Below are 25,286 nucleotides of genomic sequence, written 5' to 3'. Positions count from 1 at the left end.
TCATGACCGGCTTCCCCGGCGGTATCGGTAGCTTCGGCCACTTCGACTGCTTCGGTCGGCGCGGGCGCGCTTGCCGTCCCTGGACTCCTTCCTCGGTTCTCCCAGCCTTTTCTCAGCCTTCTTCACGAACTTGGCCAGGGCCTTGTTCACGGCGGTGTCCACGTCGAGGCGTTTGTCGTATTGTCTCGCCTCTGTTTTCAAGGCTTCGAAGGGTTCGGAAATGTCAGCATAAACGTTGAAAATCATGCGATTGATTTCTCTGTCTTGTTTGAACACGGGCACGTTCCCCTCCGGAATGCTGTACACTTTCTGTACGGATTCTTGCGCGGAACAAGGGCGCGCGCAAAGGGGGCGTAACGCTTGACGCGCCGGGCGCGCGGGGTCATCCCATGGCCCACGGAGGACAGCGATGAACAACACGGTGGATATGATCTTCAAGGCCGCGCTGCTGGCCCTGCTGGCGGTCTTCGTGTGGCTCTACGCCCTTGGGCGCGACAACGGCCGCTACGCCTACTTCCGGGAAGGGGAGCTGGAGTTCGTGCTCGATACGGCCACGGGCGTGGTCTACCAGGGCGGCTACGCCATGAACCACCTCACGGGCGCGGAAGGCCCGGTGAAGAAGTAGCGCGGCGTGGAAAGGGCAGGAAAAAGGGCGCCCGGAGCCGCAAGCTCCGGGCGCCCGGGAAGGCGCTTGGCGGCGAAGGGCTACTGGTAGTTGGAGATGCGCCAGGTGCCGTCGGCCTGGCGGCAGGCCGTGCCCCGGCCCACTTCCTTCTTGCCGTCGATGTAGATGGTCTGGGTGAACTCGCGGCACGGGGTCCCGCTGGGTTCGTAGTAGGTCCTCTCCGGCGTGACCGTGGCCGTGGAGTTGGTGTTGGGGTTCTTCCAGGTCGCGGCCCTGCGGTCGGGGTTGTTCTCGAAGGCGTAGGCGGCCTGCTTGCGGTCGTAGTCGTCCCACAGGCTGCCCAGGTAGCCGCCCACGGCGCCGCCGATGATCACGCCCGCGATGGTGCCCAGCACCCGGGCCGTGGGGTCGGACCCGCCGATGGCCTGGCCCGCGATGGCGCCGCCCACGGCGCCGCCCACCATGCCCACGTCGCGCTTGCGGATGGTGTTGTCCTCGGCGCAGGCGGCCAGGAAGGAAACTGCCAGAACGAGGCAAATGATCTGACGAAATATCATGTTTTCTCCTCTCATTTAGGCACGGCGTAGCGTGCGGGAAGCAAATTTCGAAACCTGGTTACACGATTTGCGCGCCTGTCCGCAAGGCCGGGCGACGCTTCATGCCTGTCCCGCCGGTGTCCGCGCGGGCGCGAAGGCCCGGAACACGCGGAAGAGAAGCAACGGCCGTGCCAGGAATCAGGGCTTCACGCAGACCGCGCACTTCTTCAGGAAGCGCGCCGGATTGTAGCTCATCTTGGCCTTGCGCAGGCCTTCGTCGCCCAGGTCCTGCTCGCGGTCGACCCACTGGTAGGCCTGGCCCTGGTTCTCCAGAAACATCTGGTTGATGGCCTGGTACACGCCCTTGAACCCGGTGTGGCCCTTTTCGAAGTGGATCACCAGCATGGACTCGTCCAACGGCTCGGCCACGGTGTAGGCGATCATGCGTCCGTCCACGCGGATGGCCCCGCCCAACAGGTTCGGCAACCGGTCCCAGTCCTTGACCACGCGGGAGATGGCCCGGTTCTCGGCGCGCAGGGTGGCGTCGCCCTCGGCCTCGCGCCACAGGCTCCACTCCAGCTGCATCTCCAGCACTTCCTCGATGCAGTCGGCGGTCAGGGGCCGGTAGTCGAAGGAATAGTTCTTGGAGAACTGGGAGACCAGGTTCTTCTTCTTGTGGAAGCGGTTGCCCGAGAGTTTGGTCAGCTCTTCCACGGAGTAGACGTAGTCCCAGTGCTCGCGCGCTTCCTTGATCTCCACGCGCCCCGGCAGGGCCGCGGCCCAGAGCTCGGCCAGGCGTTCGGGCACGCGGGTGAGCAGGCCGCCCTGGGTGAGCGTGGGGCACGTGCTCCAGTCCACGGTTTCCCACGGGCCCACGGGCGACCAGTAGACGATCTCGGGCCTGGTCTGGCGGATCCACACGTGGGAATCGCCGAAGGACCATTCCAGCCCGTATTCCTCGCACCAGCCCCACAGGTTGGCGAAGGAGTAGTCCGACACCTTCTGCGGACAGGCCGCCAGGCGGGCCAGGTACTCCTCGCGGCAGTCGAGCGAGAGGGGCTTGAAGTCTTTTTTCACTTTCCGTTCCTGGATTTGATCATGGAAAAACGGGACCAATCCCTGAAATGGTACATCCACAGCAACGCCGCGGCCTGGAACATCTGGGAGACGAGCATGGAGAGCCACACGCCTTCCGCGTCGCCCCACGCCTTCCACCCGAGCCACCACGCCACGGGCAGGCGCACGATCCAGATGGACACGCCGAAGACCATGAGGTTGTACACCGTGGCCCCGGCTCCGGTCAAAGCCCCGGCGAGGATCATGCTCGTGCAGGTGAAGGGGATGGCCAGCAGGTTGTAGCGCAGGTAGCTGGCTGTCTGGGCGGCCACGGCCGGGTCCGGGGCGAAGGCGCGCGAGAGCTCCGGCAAAAAGGGCCAGAGGCTGGCGGCCATGACGGTCATGAGCGTGATCCCGAGCCCCCAGACGCGGTAGCCCATGCGCTTGGCCTCCTCCTTGTGGCCCGCGCCCAGGGCGTGGCCCACCAGGATGGACGCCGAGAGGTTGAAGGCGAACGCGGGCAGGAACACGCCCGACTCCACGCGCGAACCCGCCGCGAAGGCGGCCAAAGCCTCCACCCCGCCGTGGGGCAGCCCGCCCGCGATGGCCAGGAGCACCAGGTAGCCCGTGTGCCAGACCACCTGCATGAGCCCGGCGGGCCAGGCCACGCGGAACACGTAGCGCCAGGCCACGCGCGCCCAGCGCAGCGGGGGCAGCATCCCCCAGGTGATCAGCCCGGCCCGGGCCAGGAGCAGGAGGTTCAGCGCGAGCCCGCCGGTCATGGACCAGAACGTGGCCCAGGCCACGCCCATGTAGCCCATTTGAGGCATGCCCCACCACCCGAGCCCCAGCCCGAAGTTGAGCACGGCGTTTACCACGCAACTCAAGCCCACGGCGTAGAGCGGGGCCATGACCATCTTGTGCGAGCGCAGCACCGCGTTGGTGATCAGGAAGAGGTAGTTGATGGGCAAGAGCCACAGGAAGATCGTCAGGATGCCCCTGGCGGGTTCGTATATCTCCTTGGGAACGTTGAGGAGCGTCAGGAAGGCGTCCTTGAACCCGAGCCCGGCCACGAGGATCACCCCGGAGAGGAGCGCCCCGGAAACGAGCACGAGCCCCCCGAAGCGCGCGGCGCGAAGCGTTCGCCCGGCCCCCAGCGACTGGCTGAGCGCCGCCACGGAGCCGTTGGCCACGGCGATGGCCACTGTGAGGAAGAAGAACAGGGCCTGGCTGACCAGGCCCATGGCGGCCTGCGCTTCCTTGCCGATCAGGCCGCAGACGTACACGTCCGCCACGCCGATCAGGAACTGGAAGGCCATCATGAGCATCTGCGGCCAGGTGAGCCGCCAGATGGAGCGGTAGGGGGTTTGGAGGTCCAGGTTCATGGGCGTCCAAGGGGTACGTAAGCGGTTGGTTTCGGTCAACAGGGATTGTGCGGCGGTTTCGTTTATGTTAGCCAAGGCACAAATATGTTAGGTTGTGCATAGAGGGAGCGCTATGGAACAGGTCAATCCCACGCTCAGGCTTCACCTGTGGCTGGAAACGCCGGGGGGGATGCTCCTGGGGCTCGGCCGCGCGGAGCTTCTGATGCGCATCCAGGAGACGGGGTCGCTCAACCAGGCGGCCAAGGCCATGGGCATGTCCTACCGGGCGGCCTGGGGCAGGCTCAAGGCCAGCGAGGCCATGGCCGGGGAAGCGCTGGTGGAGAAGTCCAGGGGCCAGCGGGGGTTCGTGCTCACGGAACTGGGGCAGCAGCTGGCGACGGCCTTCAAGCAGTGGCACGCCGACGTGGAGACGTACGCGCTCAGGCGGGCGGAGGAGGCGTTCCCCTGGCCCGTGAGACCTTTCGCGGAAGGCACAGGAGGGAGCGATGCTCATGGATAAGAAGGTCTGCGGGCTGACCCGCGAGGAGTACATCGACCGGATCACCGCGTTCCACAACTATCCCGCCCCGGGCCTCCTCGTCGGCGGCTTCATGGTGGACGCGGCCAGGCGCGGCCTGCCCGAGGACACCCTCTTCGAGGCCCTTTGCGAAACCCAGGCCTGCCTGCCCGACGCAGTGCAGCTCTTCACCCCCTGCACCGTGGGCAACGGCTGGCTGCGCATCAAGGACATCGGCCGCTACGCGCTCTCGCTCTACGACAAGTACACGGGCCAGGGCTTCCGCGTGGTCCTGGACCCGGCCAAGTTCGGCCCCTTCCCGGAAATTGCGGGCTGGTTTTTGAAGCGCAAGCCCAAGCAGGAGCAGGACACCGACCGCCTGCGCGAGGAGATCTTCGAGGCGGGCGAGGCAATCCTCACCGTGCGCGAGGTGCAACTCTCGCCCGCGTGGCTGGGCAAGCGCTCCAAGGGCTCCATCGCGGTCTGCCCGGCCTGCGGCGAGGCCTATCCGGCCAAGCACGGAGGCGTGTGCCTGGGCTGCAGGGGCGAGGACCTCTTCGTGAGGAGTTCGCAGGCCCCGCGCCTCACCGCCGTGCCCGTGGAGGAGGCCCTGGGCAGGCGCGCCCTGCACGACATGACCCAGGTGGACCCTGGCCGCTCCAAGGACGCGGCCTTTGTCCGGGGCCAGGTGTTCAAGACCGAGGACCTCTGCCGCCTGCAGCGCATGGGCCGCATGGAGGTCTACGTGGAGGGCGGCGGCCAGGACGGCCCGGGCGAGGGCTTCGTGCACGAGGACGACGCGGCCACGGCCCTGGCCAAGGCCCTGTGCGCCACCGGGGGGCTCGAGCCCGCCGGGGCCCCGCGCGAGGGCAAGATCACCCTCCTGGCCGCGCGGGACGGCCTGCTCACCGTGGACGTGGACCGCCTGGCGGCGCTGAACGCCCTGACCGACGTGGCCCTGTCCGTGCGCCACGACGGCAGCCGCGTGGCCTCGGGCGAAGCCGTGGGCGGCGTGCGCGCCATCCCGCTCTACCTCGGGCGAGACGTCATGGACGACGCCCTGGGCCTTGCCTGCGACACCCCGCTGGTGGACGTCAAACCCTTCAGGACCGCACGCGCGGGCGCGCTCATCACCGGCACCGAGGTCTTCACCGGGCTCATCGAGGACAAGTTCGCCCCGGTGCTGGCGGGCAAGCTCGAAGCCCTCGGCTCGAAGCTCGTGGAGACGCGCTTCGCCCCGGATCAGGCCGGCGCCATCGCAGCGGGCGTGCGCGAGCTTTTGGACGCCGGGTGCGACCTGATCCTGACCACGGCGGGCATGAGCGTGGACCCCGGCGACGTGACCCGCCAGGGGCTTTACGACGCGGGGCTTGCCGACGCGCTCTTCGGCATGCCCGTGCTGCCCGGCAACATGGCCCTGGTGGGCCGCCTGGGCGAGGTGCCGGTGATCGGAGTGCCCGCGTGCGCGCTCTTCCACAAGATCACCAGCCTGGACCTGCTTCTGCCGCGCGTGCTGGCGGGCGTGCCCGTGACGCGAGCGATGCTCGCGCGCATGGGCCACGGGGGCTTCTGCATGAACTGCAAGCGCTGCACCTTCCCGCACTGCCCCTTCGGCAAGTAGCTCGTTCCGCGATGACCGGCAAAGAACCCGGGGCTGGCCTGTCCGCCCCGGTTTTTTTTCGCCCGCAAACCTGAACTGGGCGCGGGCCGCCCAGGCGCATTGCCGATAATCCCTCGAGCGGCTAGAGTGCGGGCCTGGGACCACGCCATGCACGCATCCTCGCCGCACCGCGCCACGGGGGCTCGCCCGTGCTCTTGAGCCTGAAGATCGCCATCCAGGCCCTGGCCACGCACAAGCTGCGCACGGCCCTGGCCATGCTGGGCGTGTTTCTGGGGGCGCTCGCGCTCACGGGTGTGCGCCACGTGTCCAAGGCCATGGTCCGCCAGGCCGAGATCGAGGTGGAGCGCCTCGGCCCCAACCTCTTCGCGGCCATGGCCGGGCAGGTGCGCTTTTCGCGCGGGGGCGGGGCGCGCGCGGCAGGCGGGGCCAACACCTTCCAATACGAGGACGCCCTGGCGCTGATGCGCTCCGTGCCCGGGGTGGTCAAGGCCGTGCCCGTGATCCTCCGGACCATGCCGGTGCGCCACGGCAACATCAAGATCCCCTCCCAGATGGTGGCCACCTGGGCCGACTATCCCTTGGTGCGCAACTTCAACCCCGAGCTCGGGCGCTTCTTCACCCCAGAGGAGGAGCGCGAGCGCGCCAAGGTCGTGGTGCTGGGGCTGAAGATCGCCCAGCGCCTCTTCGAGGACCCTCGGAAGGCGGTGGGCCAGGTGGTGTACGTCTTCCGCTCCGGGCTCACGGTGGTGGGCGTGATGGAGGAGAAAGGCTCGGACATCTCCGGCACGGACCAGGACGAGCAGATCTTCGTGCCGCTCTCCACCTACATGCGCCGCCTGGCCAACCAGACCTGGGTCACGGGCGTGTTCATGCAGATGGCCGACGGCACGGACTTCAACCAGACCAAGGCCTCGGCCACGGCCATCCTGCGCGAGCGGCACAAGATCACGAACGGCAAGCGCGACGACTTCTCCGTGCTCACGGCCGAGGACACCATGCAACTCAAGCAGCAGGCCCTGGACCTGGTGGACGTGCTCGGGCTCATAAGCTCGAGCCTGTCCTTCGCCGTGGGGGGGCTGGGCATCCTCTCCATCATGGTGCTTCTGGTGCGGGCGAGAAGGCTCGAGATCGGGGTCAGGCGGGCCATGGGGGCCAAAAAGCGCGACATCGTGCGCCAGTTTTTGCTGGAGGCCGGGCTCATGAGCGCGGCGGGCGGCGGTGCCGGGGTGGTCGTGGCCCTTGGGCTTCTCACCGTGGTCTACGCCCTGGGCGGCTTTCCCTACGTTTACGACGGCTGGCTCATCGCCCAGGCCCTGGCCGGGTCCGCGCTTTTGGGCCTGGCTGCCGGAGCCTACCCGGCCTGGCAGGCGGCCAACGTGGAAGTGCTCCAGGTGCTGCGCAACAGGGAGTAGCTGCCCGCCAGCAGGCTTTTGGGGCGGCCGCTAGGGCCTGCGCTTCACGGCCTCGATCTTCCAGCGCTCGAAGCCGAGCTCGGGCTTGAGCGAGGCCGTGTGCAGTTCGAACACGGCCATGAGCCTGCGGATGAGCCCCTGGAGTCCGAAAAGCGAGGGCTTGTCCGGGGGCGTGCGCAAAAAGGCCTCGACCACGTCCATGAGCTTGCCCTGGGTCTCGATGTCCAGGCCCCGGTACTGCCTGAACGAGGCCAGGGCCAACCCCGAATCCACCACGAATTCCACGCTGGGCAGGGCCGCGCCCTGGCGCAGCATGTGCGCGGTCTGCTTGAAGCGCGCGTCGATGTCCTCGCCCTGGGGGCCGGGGGCGGCTTCCATGAGCAGGTGCTGCACGTACCAGTCCAGGGCCGCCTCGAAGAGCGGGGCGTAGGTGTTTCTGAGCGCCGGGTCCGTGCCCTTGACGAAGGCCGGGCGGGAGAACTGCGGGTGCACGCGCTCGGCCAGCAGGGCGTGCCCCAGCTCGTGCACGTAGCGCCCGAAGGACGGCTCGCGCCCGGAGCCCTCCCTGGGCCAGAGCACCACGTGCTTCTTGCGCGCCGGGTCGGTGTGCACCTCGAAGAGGTCGTGCATGTATTCCTCTTCCACGGGCCACTCGAACCGGGCCAAAAGCCCGTCCATGATCTCCTTGCGCTCCCCGGCCGTGACGCTCTGCCTGGCGGCCATGCTCGATCCTCCTTTCAGACGAGGTGGTCGCCCGCGCGCACCCCGTGCTCGCGGTGGTCCATGATGCAGGCCACTTCCACCGGGCGGGCCGGGGCCGGGCCGTCGCTGCCGGAGAGGTCCAGGGGCACGGGGTGGATGGGGCGCATCTTCTCGTCGAAGGCCACCACCACCTTGGGCCGAAGCGGGCTCGCCGGGTTGGATTCGCTGACGAAGGCATGCTCGCCCGTGCTCAGGCGCACCAGGCTTCCGGCCGGGTAGACCCCAAGGCACTTGATGAAGCGCTCCAGCAGCCCGGGCTCGAAGTCGCGCCCGCGCAGGGCGAAGACCACGCTCATGGCCTTGTCCGGGAGCATGCGCTTCTTGTAAGGCCGCTCCTGGGTCAGGGCGTCGAAAACGTCGGAGATGGCCAGGATGCGCCCCAGGAAGCTCTGCTCCTGGCCCCTGAGCCCGCGCGGGTAGCCCGAGCCGTCGAAGCGCTCGTGGTGCTCGGACATGGCTCGCAGCACGTGGGCCGAGAGGGTCATGGCAGCCGAGACCACCGAGCAGCTCTCGATGGGGTGGCGCTTCAGGCGCTGGTACTCCTCACTGGTCAGGCTGCCGGGCTTTTCCAGCAGGTCCTTGGGGGAGAGCGCCTTGCCCACGTCGTGCAGCAGCCCGGCCACGGCCAGCTCGCTCACCAGCGTGCGGTCCAGGCCGAGGTAGTCGCCGAAGGCCGCTGCCAGAACGGCCACGCCCACGCCGTGGCGGATGTGGTACCCGCCGGCGTCGTGCAGCCTGGTCAGGCAGACCAGGGCGTCGCGGTTTCTGGTGACGCTGGAGGCGATGTCGCGGCCCGCGTCCAGGCAGGCCTGGGCGCCCATGGGCACGCCCGAGGCCACGGCCTCCATGGCGTACTTCACGGCCCTGATGGAGCGCGCGTGGACGGCCTGGGCCTGCTTGAGTTCCTGGGACAGGGGCGAGCCCTTGTTGGTGGGCATCTCCGAGGGGTCGGCCAGCAGGGCCTCGGCCATGGCCCGCTCCACCTCGTCGCGGTCGTAGATGCGCACGCACCCGGCGTCGGTCTCCACGAAGGCCTCGGCGAAACCGTCGCCCCGGATGCGCCTGATCTGCTCCTCGGACTCGATGGAGCCTTCCACGCCGTAAAGGTAGGGGTGGTCGAGCCAGGAGAGGCCCGTGTCCACCACGCGCATGCCGACCTGGAGGTCGTAGACGCGGATTCTCTTGAGCATGTGCCTCCGGGCGCGGGCACGGCCCGCTGCCCGGCGGGGGTGTCCGGCCCGGGCAGGATACAACCATCGAGGAGGCCAGCGCAAGGCGCGCGCGTCGGGGATGCGTCAAGAGGGCGGCTGGTGGGGCAAAAAAGGTTCATCGCGGAATTCCGTGCTGAACCAAGAATTGTGGGATGTCCGGGATGGGCAGCGGAAGGATGCCGGGAAGTCCCAAGAGGCCCGCGGGGCTGGGTATATTCACAGGATCCTGTGACTGTCCCTGGCTGTTCCTGCGTCAACCCGCGCGTCAGCACATATCCAAACAGAACAATAGTGATCAATGCCCGGGAAGTAAAATTTATCTTTCAAGAATCAGGGATGTTACAAACCGTCCATCGTCTCTGAAGGTGATTATTCAAAGTTATGAAATAATTTTCCTTGCCAAACCCGTACTGAAGTACGTAATAAAAGCGCATCACTTCAACAGGCCTACATCTTATTGACTCTTGGACCTTCGCGTTGGCTAAGCTCCACTTCACCAAGACGACCGCCTATTACCTCTAGGAGCTATCCACATGTCCAAGAAAATTTACGTCGGCAACCTTCCCTTTTCTACCTATGACGATGAAATCCGCAACCTGTTCGGTGCCCACGGCGAAGTACTGTCCGTAAGCCTCATTACCGACCGCGAGACGGGCCGCCTGCGCGGATTTGGGTTCGTGGAGATGCACGACGATGGTGCCCTTGCCGCCATCCAGGCTTTGAACGGCTCCGCCCTCGGGGGGCGCAACCTCAGGGTCAACGAAGCTGAAGACAGGCCCCGGGCCCCTCGTAGCAATGCCTTTGATGGACATGCCCGGCACACCTGGTAGAATTGGTCAGACCGTTTTAGAAGGCCTCGTCCTGTGAAGGGCGGGGCCTTTTTCATTGGTCATGCGAAATTCCGGGAAACGCTGCCCTGATTTTGAGGAAGAAATAGGCGTCATCCCGGACGCCGTAGGCCATGCGCTTGATCACCTTGATTTTGTTGTTGCCCCCCTCCAAGAGGCTGGTGTGCAGCCGGTGGCGGCAGTGAGCCAGGATGCCGGGGACGTATGGCTTGAGTCTCTTGGCGAAGCGGAGTAGCGGCTGGATTCCGCTTCGCATGGCCCGCCGGTGCCAGTCCTCCCAGAAGCGTTTCGCCGCCTTCGGGTAGTGGAAGTCCCTGGGCTGCTTCAGGTCCTCCTTGAGCACGTAAACCTTCATCAGGTTCTGGTTGGCGTCGAGCAGATCGTGGAGCCAGATCCTGTCGGCCACGCTCCCGATATCGCGCCTGTTTCGGAGCGGCAGCCAGCGCGAGCCCTCGATCACCTCGCGCGCCTGGCTGTCGCCCTCGGCACGCTTGGCTTCGGCGCGACGGACCGGGTCGATGACTTCGCGGCCGTATTTCACCACCCAGACTTCGGCTTGCGGTCCCTTTTCACCAGCCTCGAAACGCTGGATGGTCCCGACGCGATACCCAGCCCAGCCGCCCAGGTGCCGGGTAATCTCTGGTCCGGACAATGGCGCCTCCCAGCATCTCTCGATTGGCCTCGTAACTATCGAGAAATGGGAGGGTTACCGTTGTCTCAACTCACTCTTCCTTCCCGGATGAACCCCAAAAAAAAGCCCCCCGAAGGGGGGGCTGGAGGGGAGGAGCCTCCAGCCCCGGGGTGGCTCTGAGGGGCCCTATGGCCCACGCGAACGGACTTATTCCCAGGAAATGGTCAGCGTGCGCCTGCCCCATTGGCGTGCGCCCGTGTTGTCGTTGCCGAAGTAGATGTCGATGGACTTGGAGTGGCGGGGGGACATCAGGTCCATGACCTTGAAGTCGCCCAGCCCGGAGATGTTGACGGTTTTATCCAGGCTCAGGCCATGCTCCTCGATCAGGTCGGGGGAGATGGCGATGGCGCTGGCCTCGGGGGTGAGGAATTCCCCGTTGGCGGCCCTTGGCAACGATTTGCCCGATTTGCCGACGCTCCTGGCCGTGTAGGCCATGGCGGTCACTTCGAGTTTTTTGGAACGCTTGGGAGCGGCAAAGAGCTTGTCGGGGGAGCAAGACAGGGTGGCGGGGTCTTGCTCCACCAGGCAAGCCTGCTTCTTGGCGCAGCCCGGAAGGAAGGCGAAACCCAAGAGCAGGGCGAGATGAGCCCACGAAAAAGAAGAGGAAGAAGACTTTTTTGTGGATGCGCTCAGAGTGTTGGTGTACACTGTCGCTTTTCGCATGACACGGTCACTAGCAGGCCCCACGCGATGCGACAAGGCCGGGGCGGAAAAGATGGACAACATTTCATCTTTTCCGCCCCGGCCTTCAGTGCGGTTTCCGGAAACCGTTATTCGAATCTTCCCGCCAGCTTGCGCCCGCATTCAGGGCACTGGCCCGCGCGCGCGGCCTCGCCCAGGACCTCGAACCCGAAACGCTCCACGGCCTTGGCCCCGCAGCCGGGGCAGATGGTGGAGTTGTGCGAGTTGCCCGGAAGATTGCCCACGTAAACGTAGTCGAGCCCGGCCTCGCGCCCGATGTTCCAGGCCTTTTCCAGCGTCTCCGGCGGGGTGGGGGGCCTGTCCTGCATCTTGAAGTCCGGGTGGAAGCGCGAGATGTGCCAGGGCGTGTCCCGGCCGAGCTCGCCGGCGATGAACGCGGCCATGGCCTTGAGCTCCCCGTCGGAGTCGTTGAGCCCGGGGATGAGCAGGGTGGTCACCTCCAGCCACCAGCCCATGGGTCGCATGCGCGCGAGGTTCTTCTTCACCGGCTCCAGGCGGGCGCCGCAGACGTCCTCGTAGAATTGCGGGTTGAAGCCCTTGAGGTCGATGTTGGCCGCGTCGATGAGCCCGGCCAACTCGTCCAGGCACTCGGGCGACATGAACCCGTTGGAGACCATGATGTTTTTCAGCCCCTCGCGCTTGGCGGCCAGGGCCGTGTCGTACATGAGCTCGAAAAAGATCGTGGGCTCGGAGTACGTGTAGGAGATGGAGCGGCAGCCCGATTCCAGGGCCGCGCGCACCAAAAATTCCGGCCCGGCCTGCTGGCCCTGGATGTCCCGGCCCTGCCTGGGCGGCTGGGAGAGCGAGTAGTTCTGGCAGAAGGAGCACTCCAGGTTGCAGCCCATGGTGCCGAGGGAGAAGGTGCGCGTGCCGGGCAGGAAGTGATAGAGCGGCTTTTTCTCCACCGGGTCGATGTTCACGGCCGCCACCTTGTCGTAGACCAGGGTGAAGAGTTCGCCCCCCGCGTTTTCGCGCACGCCGCACTTGCCGCGTTTGCCCGGCTCGACGATGCAGAAGTGCGAGCACAGGCGGCAATGGACCTTGCCGTCCTTCAACGGTTTCCAGAGTCTGGCTGGATGCATGGCGTGCGCCTCCCTGCTGGCTGGTTGTTCCCCCCTCGGGCGCGCGTCCCGGCTTATTGCCTGTACGGCGTGGGGCGCGGCGGCTGGGGCTTCTGCCCGGGCTCTTGGGGCGGCCTGGGCGGGTAGGGCCCGGGCGGCACGGGCCGCCTTCCGTTCTGGTCCACCTCGGGGGTGACGATGATCGGCCCAAGGTAGGGCACTGCCTGTTGCTGCTGGCTGGGCTGGGGCTCCACGGAGATGGTGTTGTCGCCCTTTTCGTCCGTGCCGATGCGGATGCCGCTCCCCGCGCCGGGCGTGCCCATGGTGTTGTCGCGGCGCTCGCCCTCCCCGCCGTCGTCCTGGGCCGGGGCGCTCCCGGCCGGAATCGCGAGCGCGCACAGGAGGATGAAGGCCAGGGTGGTTTTCGGAATCGAGGACATGCCGATCTCCTTGTATTTGGCGGCGGGAAGGCTTAAGAAGGCGCAATCAGTACACAGGGAGCATCATTCATATGAACGACCGCGCCGAGGCTTACCGCCGCGCCGGGGTGGACATCGCCGCTGCGGGCGATCTGGTGAACCGCATCAAACCGCTCGCGCAGGCCACGTTCAACAAGGGCGTCATTACCGATATAGGCGGTTTCGGCGGCCTTTTCAAACTCGATCTGCAGGATTTCGAAGAGCCCGTGCTCGTCTCCTCCACCGACGGGGTGGGCACCAAGCTTTTGCTCTCCTTCGAGATGGACGGGCACTCCACCGTGGGCATCGACCTGGTGGCCATGAGCGTCAACGACATCCTGGTCCAGGGGGCCAAGCCGCTCTTTTTCCTCGACTACTTCGCCACAGGCAAGCTCGACGTGGACGTGGCCGAGCGCGTGATCAAGGGCGTGGCCCACGGCTGCTCCGAGGCCGGGTGCGCGCTCCTTGGCGGCGAGACCGCCGAGATGCCCGACTTCTATCCCCCCGGGCACTACGACCTGGCGGGCTTCTGCGTTGGCGTGGTGGACAACACCAAGATCGTGGACGGTTCCTCCATAGGCATCGGGGACTCGGTCATCGGCATCAAGTCCTCGGGCCCGCACTCCAACGGCTATTCCCTGGTCCGCAAGATCCTGGCCGAGAGCGGGCTTCGCCCCAACGACCTGCTGCCCGGCGCGGCCCGGACCGTGGCCGAGGCCCTGCTCGCGCCCACGCGCATCTACGTGAAAAGCGTGCTCAATCTGCTGCGCGACTTCCAGATCAAGGGCATGGTGCACGTCACCGGCGGGGGCTTCTACGAGAACATCCCGCGCATCCTGCCGCGCGGCGTGGCCGCCCACGTGTCCATGGACAGGTGGCAGGTGCCCCCGGTGTTCGAGTGGCTCAAGCAGGCCGGGAACCTCGGCTGGGAGGAGATGCTCCAGACGTTCAACTGCGGGGTGGGCTTCATCCTGGTGGTGGACAAGGAGCAGACCGACGACGTGCTGGCGCGGCTGCTCGCCCTGCACGAGCAGGCCTGGCACATCGGGGAGATCGTCAAGCTGGCCAGCCCCGAGGACGAGCGCGTCATCGTGGACACCCCGGGCGCGCAGGCCGCCTGCCCGCCCCCGGCGCAGGACTAGGCCCGGTCGGACCGGAACATCCTCTTGAAAAGAAAAGGCCCCCTCGAGGGGGCTTTTTTGTTGCCGAAGCCTACGCCTGCCGCTCCACCCAGGGGTTGAAGTAGCCGTACTTCAGCCAGGGGCAGCGCTTGCGCAGCCGCTTCATGAAGTTCCCGAGCCCCATGCTGGCCCCGAAGCCCACGCCCGAGCCCGTGACGATGCCCGCGTAGAGGTCCGGGTCCAGGTTCAGGTTGCGCAACTGGATGAAGTCCGCCTTGGTGGATTCCACCAGCGAGCCCAGCGCTTCCAGTTCCTCCTCGGTGTCGCTCACGCCCGGGTGGTAGAGGAAATTGAGGCTCACGAAGAGCCCGGCCTCCTTGGCCCTGGCCACGGTCTCGGCCACCTGGGCGAAGCCGTAGCCCTGCGGGCGGGTGTAGGCCTCGTAGAGCGGGGCGCGCGCGCTGACCATGCTCACGCGCATGGAGTCGAACCCGGCCTCGCGCAGGCTCTCCACCGTGTCCGGCAGGCTGCCGTTGGTGTTCACGTTCACCGTGCCCACGCCCCCGCGCGAGCGGTAGAGCCGGGCGGCCTCGGCCAAAAGCGCGGCCTCGGTCAGGGGCTCGCCCTCGCAGCCCTGGCCGAAGCTCAGGATGGGGCGCTCCTCGCGCTCGGAATGCGCGAGCATCACTTCGCAGACCTCCTCGGCCGTGGGCCTGAAGGGGATGCGGTTCTGGGTGGAGGGAAACCCGCTCTCCTCGGGCTGGAGGCTCAGGCAGCCCACGCAGCGCGCGTTACAGGAGCGCGACGTGGGCAGCGGGGCCTCGAAGCGGCCCAGGGCCAGGTTGCGCGCGGCCGGGCAGCAGTAGGTCAGGGCGCAGCCCGCCAGGTGGCTCACCAGGCGGTTCTTGGGGAAACGCGCCATGAGGGCCTTGGCCCCGGCGGTGATGCGCTTTTTCGGGACGTGCGAGAAGACCTGGCGCTGGTCCTGGTCCACGCGCTTGGCGCAGACGTAGAAGCGGTCCCCGATCATGCCCACGGCGCCGTAGGCGAAGAGCGGCAGCACCGGGGCGCCGGGCCTGGCGCGGTAGGCCGTGGTGCCCGAGAGGGTGTGGCCCGGGGAGACGAAGGCGGCCACGGCCACTTCCTCCATTTCCTCGACCTCGCCCGTCTCCGGGTCCAGGCCCAGGGCGGAGCGCGCGGGCAAGAGAAAAAGCTCGCTTTCCGGCGGCAGGGGGATCAGTTCGTCCGGGCGCGGCAGGCCCAGCTGGTCGCCCCGGCGCACGAGCATGTCCAGCTCCGGGTGGTCGTAGACGTTGCCGGACGAGTCGGCGAAGACGAGCTTGGGGCGCGGTTTTTCCGTGGTAGCCATTGGTGCCTCCTGGCCGCGACTGTGTAGCCTGAAAAGGGGTGCGAAGAGAAGAAGGGCGGGCTTGCCTGTCCCGCGGCCCGGCGCAACGCAAAAAAGGGCCGTTCCGCGAGGAACGGCCCTTGGGTATCTTCCCGGGGAGGCGATTAACGCTTCGAGTACTGGAAGCGGGCGCGGGCGGCGCGCTGGCCGTACTTCTTGCGTTCCTTGGCGCGGGCGTCGCGGGTGAGCAGGCCGGCCTTCTTCAGGGCGGCGCGCAGCTCGGGGTCGACCTGCAGCAGGGCGCGGGAAATGCCGTGGCGCAGGGCCTCGGCCTGTCCGGAGATGCCGCCGCCGTCCAGGGTGGCGTTCACGTCGAAGCGGCCCTGGGTCTTGGTGAGGACGAAGGGCTGGCGGACGATCACCTGCAGGGTGCTGCGGGGAAAGTATTCGTCCACGGGGCGTCCGTTGACGAGGATCTGGCCGGTTCCGGGCAGCAGGCGGGTGCGGGCCACGGAGGTCTTGCGGCGTCCGGTTCCGTAGAAGTGGTCGGTGCTCATGTTCTCTCCCGTAGATTAGGCCAGGGGCTTGGGCTGCTGGGCGGTGTGCGGATGCTCGCCGCCGGCGTACACCTTGAGCTTCTTGAGCATCTGGCGGCCCAGGCGGTTTTTCGGCAGCATGCCCTTGACGGCCTTGATCAGCACCTGGTCGGGCTTCTTGTCCATCATGTCGCGCATGACGGTTTCCTTGAGGCCGCCGATCCAGCCGCTGTGGCGATAATACATCTTCTGGTCGAGCTTGCGGCCGGTGATCTTGACCTTTTCGGCGTTGACCACCACCACGAAGTCGCCCGCGTCCATGTGGGGGGCGAATTCGGGCTTGTGCTTGCCGCGCAGGCGCTGCGCGATCTGGCTGGCCAGGCGGCCCAGAACCTTGTCGGCGGCGTCCACGATCACCCAATCACGGGTGATGTCCTTGCTGCTCGGGCTATATGTCTTCATGACGAAATGTCCTCCGTGCGAATGGGAAGACGAGTCCTTTACGGACTTGCGTCTTGTGTGTCAAGCCCTCTTCGCGCTTTTTTCGCTTCTTGAGCTTTGTCCGGGGCGGGGGTAGTTACACGTCATGAGTAGCGTGCGCAAGAGCCTTTTGCAGCTGATTTTCTCCGGGTCCTCCATGAAGCGCTGGAACGACAAGCTCCGTCCGGCCGAGCTCATGGAGGTGGACAAGCAGGCGCACAAGATGATGGTGGCCTGGGTGCTCTTCCTGCTCAACTCAAGGAGCCTGTCCCCTGTGGAGCGCGCGGAACTCGGCGGGCGCATCGTGGAGGGCGGGGTCTTCGACTACCTCTACAGGCTGGTGATCACCGACATCAAGCCCCCCGTCTTCTACAAGATCAAGGAGAACCCCGACCACTACCGCAGGCTCACCGACTGGGTGCTCTCCGAGCTCGAACCCAGGGTGCGCAGCCTTGGCGAGCCCTTCTGGCAGCGCATGTGCGCCTACCTGCGCCACACCGGGGAGGACACCCCGGACAGGCGCATCCTGGCGGCCGCGCACCTCTACGCCTCGGGCTGGGAGTTCAACCTGATCAAGGCCATGAACCGCCAGGACACCGAGCTCATGGACATCGAGGACTCCTTCCGGGGCGGGCTGGAGCGCCACGCGGACCTGGAGGGAGTGACCCAGCTCAAGGAGGGGCTCTTCGGGCAGTCGCGCACGCCCGTCGGCCACTTCGCCCAGGTCTGCGGCCAATTGCGCTTCCAGAAGCGCTGGTCCCAGACCCCGCGCATCCCAGAGACCAGCGTGCTCGGGCACATGTTCATCGTGGCCTGCTACGCCTACTTCTTCTCCATCACCGTGGAGGCCTGCCCCCAGCGCGCCCAGAACAACTTCTTCGCCGGGCTCTTCCACGACCTGCCCGAACTCCTCACCCGCGACATCATTTCCCCGGTGAAACAGTCCGTGGAGCGCCTGAGCGACCTTATAAAGGAATACGAGGAGAAGGAGCTCGAGCGCATGATCCTGGCCCCCCTGGTCCGGGGCGGCCACCAGGAGATCGCGGACCGGCTCTCGTTCTTCTTGGGGCTTTCGGTGGGCTCGGAGTTCTACGCCTGCGCCACCGTGGACGGGCTCACGCGCAAGGTGGACTCCATGGAGCTCCAGGAACGCTACAACTCGGACGAGTTCGACCCCAAGGACGGCGAGCTCCTGAAGACCTGCGACTCCCTGGCCGCCTTCCTGGAGGCCTACACCGCGCTCAGGAACGGCATCGCCTCGGACCAGCTCCAGCAGGGGCTGTGGCGCATCCGGAGCAAGTACGCCTCCTCGGTGCTTTTGGGCCGGGTGCACGTGGGCGCGCTGCTGGCCGACTTCGACTAGCGCGGCGTCCAGAAAATGAGTGCACGTTTGTCTTGTGAATAACGGTCCGAAATAATTATTTTTACCCCTGAAAAACATGTTCATGTTTTTCAGGGGCGCGACACTAGACCTGCGAGAGGATCTCCTCGATCTCGCCCAGGTTCTCCACCAGCTTCACCATCACCGAAGCGACGATCTCCGGTGTCAGCCCCAGGCGCTCGAAGGTCTTCTGGCAGACCTCGTAGCGCAACCCGTCCACGCCCTGGCCGATGCCCGCCATGGTGGCCAGCACCCGGCCCGCGTGCACCAGGTCGATGGCCTCGCCGCTCACGGGCGCGGCGCAGGGGTCCAGGTGCCAGCGCACGCACTCCACGATGTTCTCGGGCATGTCCCAGTGCCGGAGGAGTTCCGCGCCCAGTTCGGCGTGGTCGATCTCCATCAGGCGGCGCTCGGCCTGCTCGAAGGGGATGTTCTCCCGCTCGGCCATGGACAGGACCACCGAGAGGTCGACCTCCAGGAAGCGGCCCAGGACCACCTTGCCGATGTTGGACAGAAGCCCGGCCGTGAAGGTGTGGTCCGGGGCTTGGCGGCCGGTCTCCTTGGCCAGAAGCTCGGCGGCAAGGCCCACGGCGATGGAGTGGCGCAGAAGCTCGCCCTCGCCCAGGCCGTAGCCCGTCACCGCGCCCCTGGCGTTGGGCGCCACGCCCGAGGCGATCACCAGCTGGACCACGCGGCGCGTGCCCAGCCTGAAGAGCGCCTCGCGCACCGAGGTCACCTTGCCCCCGCCGCCGAAGAAGCTGGAATTGGCCATGCGCAGCACGTTCACCGTGAGCCCCGGGTCGTACTCGATGAGCGAGGCCAGGACGTTCAGGTCCGCGTCGGGCTTGGACAGGTAGGACATGATCCGAAGCACCGGGGCCGGCATCTGGGGCAGGGCCTTGGCCTGGGAGATGATCTGTTCACGGCGCATCACAGTTCCCACTCCTTTCCCTGTGACGAGATCACCAGCTTGCCGGTGTCCATGTGCAGGGCCATGGTCCTGGGGATGGAGCCTCCCACGTCCTTGGCCGCGAGGCTCACCCCGTTGCGCTCGAAGAGCGCCTCGAGCATGGCCAGGTTCTGGGCTCCGGTGTCGAACTGGTTGGTCACGTTGAGCATCCGGCCGCAGCCCGCGGCGCGGAAGACGAGGCCTGGCTTGCTGCAACCCATGGCCACCATCTTGCGGATCATCATGGGCACGCCCACGTTGACGTACATGAAGGGGTTTTTCACGTCCTGGCTGGTCGCCTTGGGCAGCAGGCAGTGGATGAGCCCGCCCACGCCCGCCTGGGGGTCCCACGCGGCGAGCCCCAGGCAGGAGCCCAGGGAGTGGGTGATGAGCATCTCGCCCGGCTTGCGCGAGATCTTCATGTCGGAAATGCCGACGGTGACGCGTATTTTCACGATCGAAGCCTCTCGGCCCTTTTCAATCAGGCCTTATCCTTATAGAAGTACAGAAAATGCGCCCGGCGGTAAAGACTCGCCGGAAAAAGGGATGCCCGATGCTGTTGCGTGAAAGAGCCTGGGATGTGATGCGCACCGACATGGTCGAGGTGCGCGAGACGGACAGCCTGCGCGACGTGGCCCTGCGCCTGCGCAAGGTCATGAAGGACCACCCGGACCGCGCCTGCGCCGTGGTGCTCTCGCCCGAGGGCGAGTTCAGGGGGGTGGTCACGGCCTGGTGGCTGCTGCTCTACATGGAGCAGTGCGCCCTGGAGGACTCGCTCAAGCTCAAGGTGACCGAGGACTTCGACGAGACCTTCAAGACCATCTGCCGCAAGTGCTTCTCTCGCGCCGCCGGAGGCGTGGTGGAGCGCGACGTGCCCCTGGTCCGGCCCCAGGACCCGCTGCCCGTGGTGCTCGAAGCCATGCTCGAGACCAGGCGGCGCTGGGCCGTGGTCATCGAGGGCGGAAAGGTGCTCGGCGTCATCGCGGCCGAGGACCTGTTCCTGCAGATGGACTGGGAGCACCTGGAAATCTAGCCGCGAGCCCCGCGGCCCGTCGCCAGCGGCATGCCCGCCGGGGGACGGTCCGGGAAGGCGCGAGAGATCGGGCCCTGGGCGCGCCGCGCACGCGCCGGGGCCTTTTTTTGTCCGGGCCGCGCGGCCCGGGCGCCTACATCTGCTTGGTGTTCAACAGATACTGCGCCAGCTGCTTGGTGAACCTGGGGTCGTACTTGGCGTCGGAGCCCAGGAGCCCGGCCGCTGTCTTGGGGTCCATGGCCTTGGCGTAAGGCCGGTCCGTGATCATGGCGCAGAAGGAGTCCACCACGGCCGCGAGCAGCCCCGGCTCGGAGAGGTCCGCGCCGGTGAGCTTCTGCGGGTAGCCGCCCCCGCCCATGCGTTCGTGGTGCTGGAGCACGCACTGCTCCACCTCGGGGAACTTGAGGTCCAGCTTGGAGAGCATCTCGATGCCCATGAGCGGGTGCTTGAGTATTTTCTGGCGTTCCTCGGCGGTGAGGGTCTGGGTCTTGTCGCGCAGGAACTGCGGGATCTTGCTCATGCCCACGTCGTGCAGGAAGAGCCCCAGGGCCATGCGGTCGAAGGTCTGGCGGCTCTTGGGCCCGGCCTTGAACTCCTCGGGCAGGGTCTGCGCGTAGACCTGCATGCCCACCAGCCCGCAGTTGACGCTGTGGTTGGCCAGGGTGTGCTTCTGGTGCACGCGCCTGGACAGGGCCTTTGTCCGGCTGAGGTCCTGCCAGAGGTACTCGGTGAGCACCATCAGGTCGCTTGAGAGCTTGTCCGCCACGGCCTTCACGGGCTGGTCCAGGAATTCCTCCATGCGCCGGGTCAGCGCGGCCTGGAAGATGTCCGCAGTCTCGGTCTCGGTGAGGTGGCGGTCCATGAGGACCAGGTCCAGCTGGTAGGAGATGTGCTTGACGTAGACCGGGTGGTCGGCGCGCGAGACGAAGGCCAGGCCATCCTGGACCATGGCCTCGAGTTCCTCGATCTGCTCCTTGGAGAGCCGGTCGCCCACCTTGTAGTAGGGCATGAGCCGGACCACGTCCTCCTTGAGCTTGAAGATGCTGAGCGGCGGCCTGAACTTGTTGAAGCTCTGGAGAATGTCCGGGCTTATCTGGTAGTACTCCTCCTCCAGGTCCTCGAAGGCTTGGTTCTTTGGCTTTTCGCTCATAATCACCAGTTGGTTGAGGCCTCGCCGCGCAAAACCCGGGCTTCAGGGGGGTGTTACCCGTCCCCGGGCGTGCTGACAAGGCCTGCCCGTCTTTTTCTCCCGGCCGGGCGGGGCGTCCCGGCGCCCTGCCAGGGGGAATCCTCCCCCTGCCGCCCGGCTTGCGTTTTTTCCCACCGCCGGGTGGTGGCAAGGACCTTGCCGGGCCTTTTTCACCACCTCTGGACAGGTCCTGTGCAACCGTTCGTTTTAACGTGTATTTTCCACCTGCCCCCGGCCTTTGCCCTGCTCGACGAGTGTTTGCTCCCACTTGTTCCCCGTTTTTTTTCCCTAGGGAAGCCGAGCGTTTCCCCTTTTCACTTGACATGAGGAGGGGATTGTTTGAGAGGCAGTGGGAAAGAGTGGTAATGAGTGGTAGAAAGTGTGAGGATGGTGATGTTCCGAGGCCACACCGAACGAAACCTCGACCCCAAGGGTCGCCTGATGCTCCCCCCGGAATTCCGGGAGGAGGTGCTCAGGTACTCCCCTGAGGGCAAGCTGATGCTCACCAACTTCGACGGTTGCGTGGTGGGCTACCCCATGCCCGAGTGGGAGGCAATCGAGGAATCGTTCCGCAAGGTCAACATCCTGGACTCGCGCCTTCGCAACCTTCAACGCTTCATCATCTCCGGCGCTGTCGAGGTGGTGCTCGACAAGCAGGGGCGCATCCTCGTGCCGCCCTACCTGCGCGGCTACGCCAAGCTGGACAAGGACTGCGTCCTGGCCGGCGTGGGGGCCAAGTTCGAGCTCTGGGACAAGGACATCTTCGAGGCCCGCCGCAGGGTGACCGAAGAAAATCTCGACATGGACATGGCCGCTTTGGCCCAATCCGGCATCGAGTTGAAGCTCTAGGGGACCGGCGTGCAGAACGATCCCCGGCACCTTCCAGTCATGTCCAGGGAAGTGTGCGAACTGCTGGCCCCGAGGCCTGGGTTTCGCATGCTGGACGCCACCCTGGGGCTCGGCGGCCACAGCCTGGCCGTCCTGTCCCGGACGGAGGGCAAGGTGGAGATACTGGGGCTCGACCGCGACCAGACCGCCATCGACCGCGCCACCGCGAACCTGGGGGCGTACCCCGGCGCCTTGACCGCGATGCGCATGCGCTTCTCCGCTTTCGAGTCGGCCCTGGAAGAGGCGGGCTGGGACGGCGTGGACATGGCCCTGGCCGACCTGGGCGTCTCCTCGCCGCAGCTCGACGAGCCCGAACGGGGCTTCAGCTTCATCGCCGACGGGCCCCTGGACATGCGCATGGGCCCCGAGGACGGCCTGGAGCCCGCCGAGAACATCGTCAACCGCTGGAGCTTCGAGCGCCTGCGCGACCTCATCCGCGACCTGGGCGAGGAGCCGCAGGCCGGGCGCATCGCCAGGGCCATCGTGAACGAGCGCGAGAAGAAGCCCATCACCGGCACGCTGGAGCTGGCCTCCCTTGTGGAGCGGGCCTACCCGGCCAAGTGGCGGGCCACCGCGCGCAACCACCCGGCCACCAGGACCTTCCAGGCCCTGCGCATGGCCGTGAATCAGGAACTCGAAGAGCTCAAGGAATTCTTGGAAAGGATAGTGGACCATCTGAACCCCGGCGGCCGCGTGGCCGTCATCTCCTTCCACTCCCTGGAGGACCGCCTGGTAAAGACGGCCTTCAAGCGCGAGGCCTCCGGGTGCCTGTGTCCGCCCCAACAGCTCTACTGCACCTGCGGGCACTCCCCGCGCGTGCGCATCCTGACCAAGAAGCCCCTGACCGCCTCCCCCGAGGAGATCGCCCTGAACCCGCGCTCGCGCAGCGCCAAGCTGCGCGCCGCCGAGCGTCTCGGCGGGGAGGCCCCGTGAAGGGCGTCACCCGCGAGTGGGCCATCACCCTGGCGTTCTGCCTGTTCACCCTGCTGGCCCTGGGGCTCGGCATCACGTGGGTGAACATCGAGCGCGTGGACATGGCCTACGAGCTCAAGCGCCTCCAGACCGAGATCGACTCCCAGGAGGCGCTCATCTCCAAGCTGGAAGTGGAGCGCAACACGCTGCTCACCCCCGAGCGCCTGCGCGTGCTGGCCGTGCAGTACGGCCTCTCCCAGGCCAGGCCCGGGCAGATCAGGCGGCTCTCAACCGCCGGTGACGAGCTGCCCTCGCCCGTGATCAAGTCCGTGCCCGTGCCGGAAAAGCCCCAGAAGAAGTCCGACCCGGCCAAGGACGGGGGCAAGGCCGCGAAAAAGCCCGCCCAGAAGGACGCGGACGGCAAGCAGTCCAAGGCCAAGGCCGAGGCGGGCGCCGACGGCAAGGCCCCGTCCAAGGCCCGCGACGACTCTTCCAAGCCCCAGAAGCGCGCCCCCGTGCCCTACGAATCCGAGCCTTCCAAGGCCAAGCCCAAGGCGCAGGGAGCCCAAGCCCCGCGCGCGGCCGGGAGGCTCGCATGAGCGGCCGGGGACAGAAACAGATCAGGGACTTCAGCAGGCTGCGCCTTATTTTCGTGTGCGGCGTGTTCTTCCTGTTCTGGGCCAGCCTCTGGGTGCGCGCGGGCTACCTGCAGATCGTGCAGGGCCCCGAGCTCGCGGAGAAGGCCCTGCGCCAGCACCTGGCCTCCGAGTACGACCGGGGCAGGCGCGGCTCCATCCTGGACCGCAACGGCCAGCTTCTGGCCAAGTCCGTGGAGTTCACGGCCGTTTCGGCCAACCCGCGCGAGGTGGGAAAGCCCGACGAGGCCGCGCAGCAGCTCTCCAAGGTCCTGGGCGTGCCCGCCAAGGACCTCCACCGCAAGCTCTCCAGCCACTCCAACTTCGTCTACCTGGCCAGGCGCGTGAACGACCGCGTGGCCGCCCAGGTCAAGGCGCTCAAGCTGCCGGGCATCACCCTGGCCTCGGAGTACGGCCGCTCCTACCCCAACAAGCACATGGCCGGGCAGCTCCTGGGCTTCGTGGGCTACGACGACCAGGGCCTGGAAGGGCTCGAGAAGTATTTCGAGCCCATGCTCGCGGGCAAGAAGGCCAAGTACGTGGTCCAGCGCGACGCCTCGGGCCGCAAGCTCTACCTGGACGCCCAGGGCCGCGAGATGTCCAACGCCGACGGCGCGGACGTCACCCTGACCATCGACTCGCAGATCCAGTTCTTCGCCGAGGAGGCCCTGGCCAAGGCCGTCACCGAGAACAAGGCCAAGGCGGGCATCTGCATCGTGGTGCACGTCAAGAGCGCGGAGATACTGGCCTGGGCCAACTACCCCTTCTTCAACCCCAACCTGGGCAACGACGGCGACCCCAAGGCCGGGCGCAACAGGCTGGCCCTGGACGTGCTGGAGCCGGGCTCCACCATGAAGCCCCTGCTCGTGGCGGCCGCGCTCCAGGAGAAGGTGGTCAAGCCGGACACGCTCTACAATTGCGAAAACGGGAAGTGGAACTTCTTCAACATCGCGGTGATCCGCGACACCCACCCGTACGACATCCTCCCCGTGAACAAGATCGTGCGCTGGTCCTCCAACATCGGCGCGGCCAAGATCGGGATGGACCTGGGCGCTCCCAGGCTTTATTCCTATTTCGAGAAGTTCGGATTCGGCCAGCCCACGGGCCTGCCCCTTCCCGGCGAAGCCAAGGGGCTCCTGCGCCCCCTCAACGCCTGGAGCAAGCTCGACCTCGCCACCAACTCCTTCGGCCAGGGCATCGGCGTCACCCCCGTGCAGCTGGCCCAGGCCTTCCACATCCTGGCCAACGGCGGCGTGAAGAAGCCGCTCAGGCTCGTGCTCGAACCCGCCCAGGACAGCGCCTTCTGGCCCGAGACCCGCGTCATCGACTCCAAGGTCACCCACACCGTGCAGCTCATGATGCGCGAGGTGGTGGAGGAGGAGAAGGGCACGGGCGTCAAGGCGCGCATCGAGGGCCTGGAGCTCGGCGGCAAGACCGGCACCGCCCAGAAGGCCAAGGCCACGGGCGGCTACGGCGACAAGTACCTGGCCGACTTCGTGGGCTTCATCCCGGCGGTGGACCCCGAATACATGGTCCTGGTCATGGTGGACGAGCCCGAGCCCAACCACTACGGCGGCGTGGTGGCCGCCCCGGCCGTGCGCGAGGTGGCGCTCAAGAGCCTCTCCTACCTGGGCAGGCTCCCCGAGACCGTGCGCATGGCCCAGGCCCAGCCCGCACCGGCCCCTCAGCATCCGGCGCAGCCCTCCGACGTGGGCGAGATTTTGGGCGTGGCCTTCCCGCCCATGGACTTGGCCGTGAACGGCGCGGAAGTGCCCAACCTCGTTGGCATGCCCCTGCGCAAGGCCGCCGAGATACTGGCGGGCAAGGGCGTGATCCCCACGCTCAAGGGCAACGGCCTCGTGGTGGGCAAGCAGAATCCGGCACCGGGAACTCCCTGGAACAACGTGGAGAAGGAACCTTTCACCCTGTGGCTGGCCAAGGCTTCGTAAG

At 66.5% G+C, this 25,286-nt stretch carries 28 protein-coding genes; 12 read left to right on the top strand and 16 right to left on the bottom strand.

From position 1 onward, the window contains the following. Window positions 1-282, bottom strand: coding sequence for a hypothetical protein (locus tag ACZ5V4_RS07490; RefSeq protein WP_464317556.1), 282 nt, complete (start codon window positions 280-282; stop codon window positions 1-3). A gap of 127 nt (window positions 283-409) precedes the next feature. Here ACZ5V4_RS07490 and ACZ5V4_RS07485 point away from each other — a divergent pair, with 127 nt between their 5' ends. Continuing rightward, the gene (locus ACZ5V4_RS07485; protein WP_464317555.1) at window positions 410-625 is read left to right on the top strand and encodes a hypothetical protein; all 216 of its coding nucleotides are present in this window, start codon (window positions 410-412) and stop codon (window positions 623-625) included. Window positions 626-705: 80 nt separating this feature from the next. Here the strand turns inward: ACZ5V4_RS07485 and ACZ5V4_RS07480 are convergent, their stop codons facing one another. From ACZ5V4_RS07480 to ACZ5V4_RS07470, 3 genes are all read right to left on the bottom strand, one after another. Next, window positions 706-1,182: an RT0821/Lpp0805 family surface protein gene (locus tag ACZ5V4_RS07480; protein WP_464317554.1), complete on the bottom strand. Its 477-nt coding sequence runs from the start codon at window positions 1,180-1,182 to the stop codon at window positions 706-708. 177 nt (window positions 1,183-1,359) lie between these two features. Continuing rightward, window positions 1,360-2,238: a DUF2156 domain-containing protein gene (locus ACZ5V4_RS07475; RefSeq protein WP_464317553.1), complete on the bottom strand. Its 879-nt coding sequence runs from the start codon at window positions 2,236-2,238 to the stop codon at window positions 1,360-1,362. Next, the gene (locus ACZ5V4_RS07470) at window positions 2,235-3,602 is read right to left on the bottom strand and encodes an MATE family efflux transporter (protein WP_464317552.1); all 1,368 of its coding nucleotides are present in this window, start codon (window positions 3,600-3,602) and stop codon (window positions 2,235-2,237) included. Before ACZ5V4_RS07470 ends, ACZ5V4_RS07475 begins: the two co-directional genes overlap by 4 nt. A 112-nt stretch (window positions 3,603-3,714) precedes the next feature. Here ACZ5V4_RS07470 and ACZ5V4_RS07465 point away from each other — a divergent pair, with 112 nt between their 5' ends. From ACZ5V4_RS07465 to ACZ5V4_RS07455, 3 genes are all read left to right on the top strand, one after another. After that, window positions 3,715-4,101 carry a winged helix-turn-helix domain-containing protein gene (locus tag ACZ5V4_RS07465; protein WP_464317551.1) on the top strand — a complete coding sequence of 129 codons (387 nt, stop codon included), beginning with the start codon at window positions 3,715-3,717 and terminating at the stop codon, window positions 4,099-4,101. After that, the gene (locus ACZ5V4_RS07460; protein WP_464317550.1) at window positions 4,088-5,719 is read left to right on the top strand and encodes an FmdE family protein; all 1,632 of its coding nucleotides are present in this window, start codon (window positions 4,088-4,090) and stop codon (window positions 5,717-5,719) included. Before ACZ5V4_RS07465 ends, ACZ5V4_RS07460 begins: the two co-directional genes overlap by 14 nt. A 188-nt stretch (window positions 5,720-5,907) precedes the next feature. Then, window positions 5,908-7,131 (top strand): ABC transporter permease, encoded by a 1,224-nt coding sequence (locus tag ACZ5V4_RS07455; RefSeq protein ID WP_464317549.1) that lies wholly within the window; start codon window positions 5,908-5,910, stop codon window positions 7,129-7,131. Window positions 7,132-7,161: 30 nt separating this feature from the next. Here ACZ5V4_RS07455 and ACZ5V4_RS07450 read toward each other — a convergent pair whose 3' ends face one another. Together ACZ5V4_RS07450 and ACZ5V4_RS07445 are read right to left on the bottom strand one after the other, a co-directional pair. After that, window positions 7,162-7,854, bottom strand: a complete 693-nt coding sequence (locus ACZ5V4_RS07450; protein ID WP_464317548.1) for a hypothetical protein — start codon at window positions 7,852-7,854, stop codon at window positions 7,162-7,164. 14 nt (window positions 7,855-7,868) lie between these two features. Then, window positions 7,869-9,083 carry an HD-GYP domain-containing protein gene (locus ACZ5V4_RS07445; protein WP_464317547.1) on the bottom strand — a complete coding sequence of 405 codons (1,215 nt, stop codon included), beginning with the start codon at window positions 9,081-9,083 and terminating at the stop codon, window positions 7,869-7,871. 554 nt (window positions 9,084-9,637) lie between these two features. Between ACZ5V4_RS07445 and ACZ5V4_RS07440 the strand changes: the two genes are divergently transcribed. Then, window positions 9,638-9,934, top strand: a complete 297-nt coding sequence (locus ACZ5V4_RS07440) for an RNA recognition motif domain-containing protein (protein WP_464317546.1) — start codon at window positions 9,638-9,640, stop codon at window positions 9,932-9,934. A gap of 52 nt (window positions 9,935-9,986) precedes the next feature. Here the strand turns inward: ACZ5V4_RS07440 and ACZ5V4_RS07435 are convergent, their stop codons facing one another. The 4 genes from ACZ5V4_RS07435 to ACZ5V4_RS07420 form a co-directional block, all read right to left on the bottom strand. Beyond that, window positions 9,987-10,604 (bottom strand): transposase, encoded by a 618-nt coding sequence (locus ACZ5V4_RS07435; protein WP_464317545.1) that lies wholly within the window; start codon window positions 10,602-10,604, stop codon window positions 9,987-9,989. A gap of 186 nt (window positions 10,605-10,790) precedes the next feature. Then, window positions 10,791-11,165, bottom strand: coding sequence for a 3D domain-containing protein (locus ACZ5V4_RS07430; RefSeq protein WP_464317544.1), 375 nt, complete (start codon window positions 11,163-11,165; stop codon window positions 10,791-10,793). Between the two features lie 248 nt (window positions 11,166-11,413). Continuing rightward, window positions 11,414-12,427: an AmmeMemoRadiSam system radical SAM enzyme gene (gene amrS, locus ACZ5V4_RS07425; RefSeq protein WP_464317543.1), complete on the bottom strand. Its 1,014-nt coding sequence runs from the start codon at window positions 12,425-12,427 to the stop codon at window positions 11,414-11,416. A 53-nt stretch (window positions 12,428-12,480) separates the two neighbouring features. Next, the gene (locus ACZ5V4_RS07420; protein WP_464317542.1) at window positions 12,481-12,846 is read right to left on the bottom strand and encodes a hypothetical protein; all 366 of its coding nucleotides are present in this window, start codon (window positions 12,844-12,846) and stop codon (window positions 12,481-12,483) included. Between the two features lie 71 nt (window positions 12,847-12,917). On the opposite strand from ACZ5V4_RS07420, the gene purM reads away from it, so the two are divergent. Beyond that, complete coding sequence (gene purM / locus ACZ5V4_RS07415) at window positions 12,918-14,006, top strand: phosphoribosylformylglycinamidine cyclo-ligase (protein WP_464317541.1); 1,089 nt, start codon at window positions 12,918-12,920, stop codon at window positions 14,004-14,006. Between the two features lie 70 nt (window positions 14,007-14,076). On the opposite strand, the gene ACZ5V4_RS07410 is transcribed toward purM, so the two are convergent. The 3 genes from ACZ5V4_RS07410 to rplM form a co-directional block, all read right to left on the bottom strand. Then, window positions 14,077-15,354 carry a radical SAM family protein gene (locus tag ACZ5V4_RS07410; protein WP_464317540.1) on the bottom strand — a complete coding sequence of 426 codons (1,278 nt, stop codon included), beginning with the start codon at window positions 15,352-15,354 and terminating at the stop codon, window positions 14,077-14,079. Window positions 15,355-15,497: 143 nt separating this feature from the next. Further along, a complete protein-coding gene (rpsI, locus tag ACZ5V4_RS07405) occupies window positions 15,498-15,890 on the bottom strand; it encodes a 30S ribosomal protein S9 (RefSeq protein WP_464317539.1) in 393 nt (130 codons plus the stop codon). A gap of 15 nt (window positions 15,891-15,905) precedes the next feature. Beyond that, entirely contained in the window at window positions 15,906-16,331 is a 426-nt protein-coding gene (rplM, locus tag ACZ5V4_RS07400; RefSeq protein ID WP_464317538.1) for a 50S ribosomal protein L13, read from the bottom strand. Window positions 16,332-16,455: 124 nt separating this feature from the next. Here rplM and ACZ5V4_RS07395 point away from each other — a divergent pair, with 124 nt between their 5' ends. Beyond that, on the top strand, window positions 16,456-17,712 hold the full coding sequence (locus ACZ5V4_RS07395) for an HD domain-containing protein (protein ID WP_464317537.1): 1,257 nt from the start codon (window positions 16,456-16,458) through the stop codon (window positions 17,710-17,712). 103 nt (window positions 17,713-17,815) lie between these two features. Here ACZ5V4_RS07395 and ACZ5V4_RS07390 read toward each other — a convergent pair whose 3' ends face one another. Together ACZ5V4_RS07390 and ACZ5V4_RS07385 are read right to left on the bottom strand one after the other, a co-directional pair. After that, window positions 17,816-18,661, bottom strand: a complete 846-nt coding sequence (locus tag ACZ5V4_RS07390) for an HDOD domain-containing protein (RefSeq protein ID WP_464317536.1) — start codon at window positions 18,659-18,661, stop codon at window positions 17,816-17,818. Next, a complete protein-coding gene (locus tag ACZ5V4_RS07385) occupies window positions 18,661-19,134 on the bottom strand; it encodes a chemotaxis protein CheD (RefSeq protein WP_464317535.1) in 474 nt (157 codons plus the stop codon). Before ACZ5V4_RS07385 ends, ACZ5V4_RS07390 begins: the two co-directional genes overlap by 1 nt. A gap of 128 nt (window positions 19,135-19,262) precedes the next feature. Between ACZ5V4_RS07385 and ACZ5V4_RS07380 the strand changes: the two genes are divergently transcribed. Next, window positions 19,263-19,712: a CBS domain-containing protein gene (locus tag ACZ5V4_RS07380; RefSeq protein ID WP_464317817.1), complete on the top strand. Its 450-nt coding sequence runs from the start codon at window positions 19,263-19,265 to the stop codon at window positions 19,710-19,712. Between the two features lie 133 nt (window positions 19,713-19,845). Here ACZ5V4_RS07380 and ACZ5V4_RS07375 read toward each other — a convergent pair whose 3' ends face one another. Further along, complete coding sequence (locus ACZ5V4_RS07375; protein ID WP_464317534.1) at window positions 19,846-20,862, bottom strand: HD-GYP domain-containing protein; 1,017 nt, start codon at window positions 20,860-20,862, stop codon at window positions 19,846-19,848. 429 nt (window positions 20,863-21,291) lie between these two features. On the opposite strand from ACZ5V4_RS07375, the gene mraZ reads away from it, so the two are divergent. From mraZ to ACZ5V4_RS07355, 4 genes are read left to right on the top strand one after another with little or no spacing between them, the layout of a single operon-like run. Beyond that, on the top strand, window positions 21,292-21,750 hold the full coding sequence (mraZ, locus tag ACZ5V4_RS07370) for a division/cell wall cluster transcriptional repressor MraZ (protein WP_464317816.1): 459 nt from the start codon (window positions 21,292-21,294) through the stop codon (window positions 21,748-21,750). A 9-nt stretch (window positions 21,751-21,759) separates the two neighbouring features. Continuing rightward, window positions 21,760-22,722: a 16S rRNA (cytosine(1402)-N(4))-methyltransferase RsmH gene (gene rsmH, locus ACZ5V4_RS07365; RefSeq protein ID WP_464317533.1), complete on the top strand. Its 963-nt coding sequence runs from the start codon at window positions 21,760-21,762 to the stop codon at window positions 22,720-22,722. Continuing rightward, window positions 22,719-23,300, top strand: a complete 582-nt coding sequence (locus tag ACZ5V4_RS07360; protein ID WP_464317532.1) for a hypothetical protein — start codon at window positions 22,719-22,721, stop codon at window positions 23,298-23,300. Before rsmH ends, ACZ5V4_RS07360 begins: the two co-directional genes overlap by 4 nt. Then, window positions 23,297-25,285, top strand: coding sequence for a penicillin-binding transpeptidase domain-containing protein (locus ACZ5V4_RS07355; RefSeq protein ID WP_464317531.1), 1,989 nt, complete (start codon window positions 23,297-23,299; stop codon window positions 25,283-25,285). The genes ACZ5V4_RS07360 and ACZ5V4_RS07355 overlap by 4 nt, the downstream gene beginning before the upstream one ends. The last annotated feature ends 1 nt before the right edge of the window (window position 25,286 follow it).

The sequence above is a fragment of the Fundidesulfovibrio sp. YSD1 genome, assembly GCF_055397115.1.
This window is presented reverse-complemented; position numbering and strand designations above follow the sequence as displayed.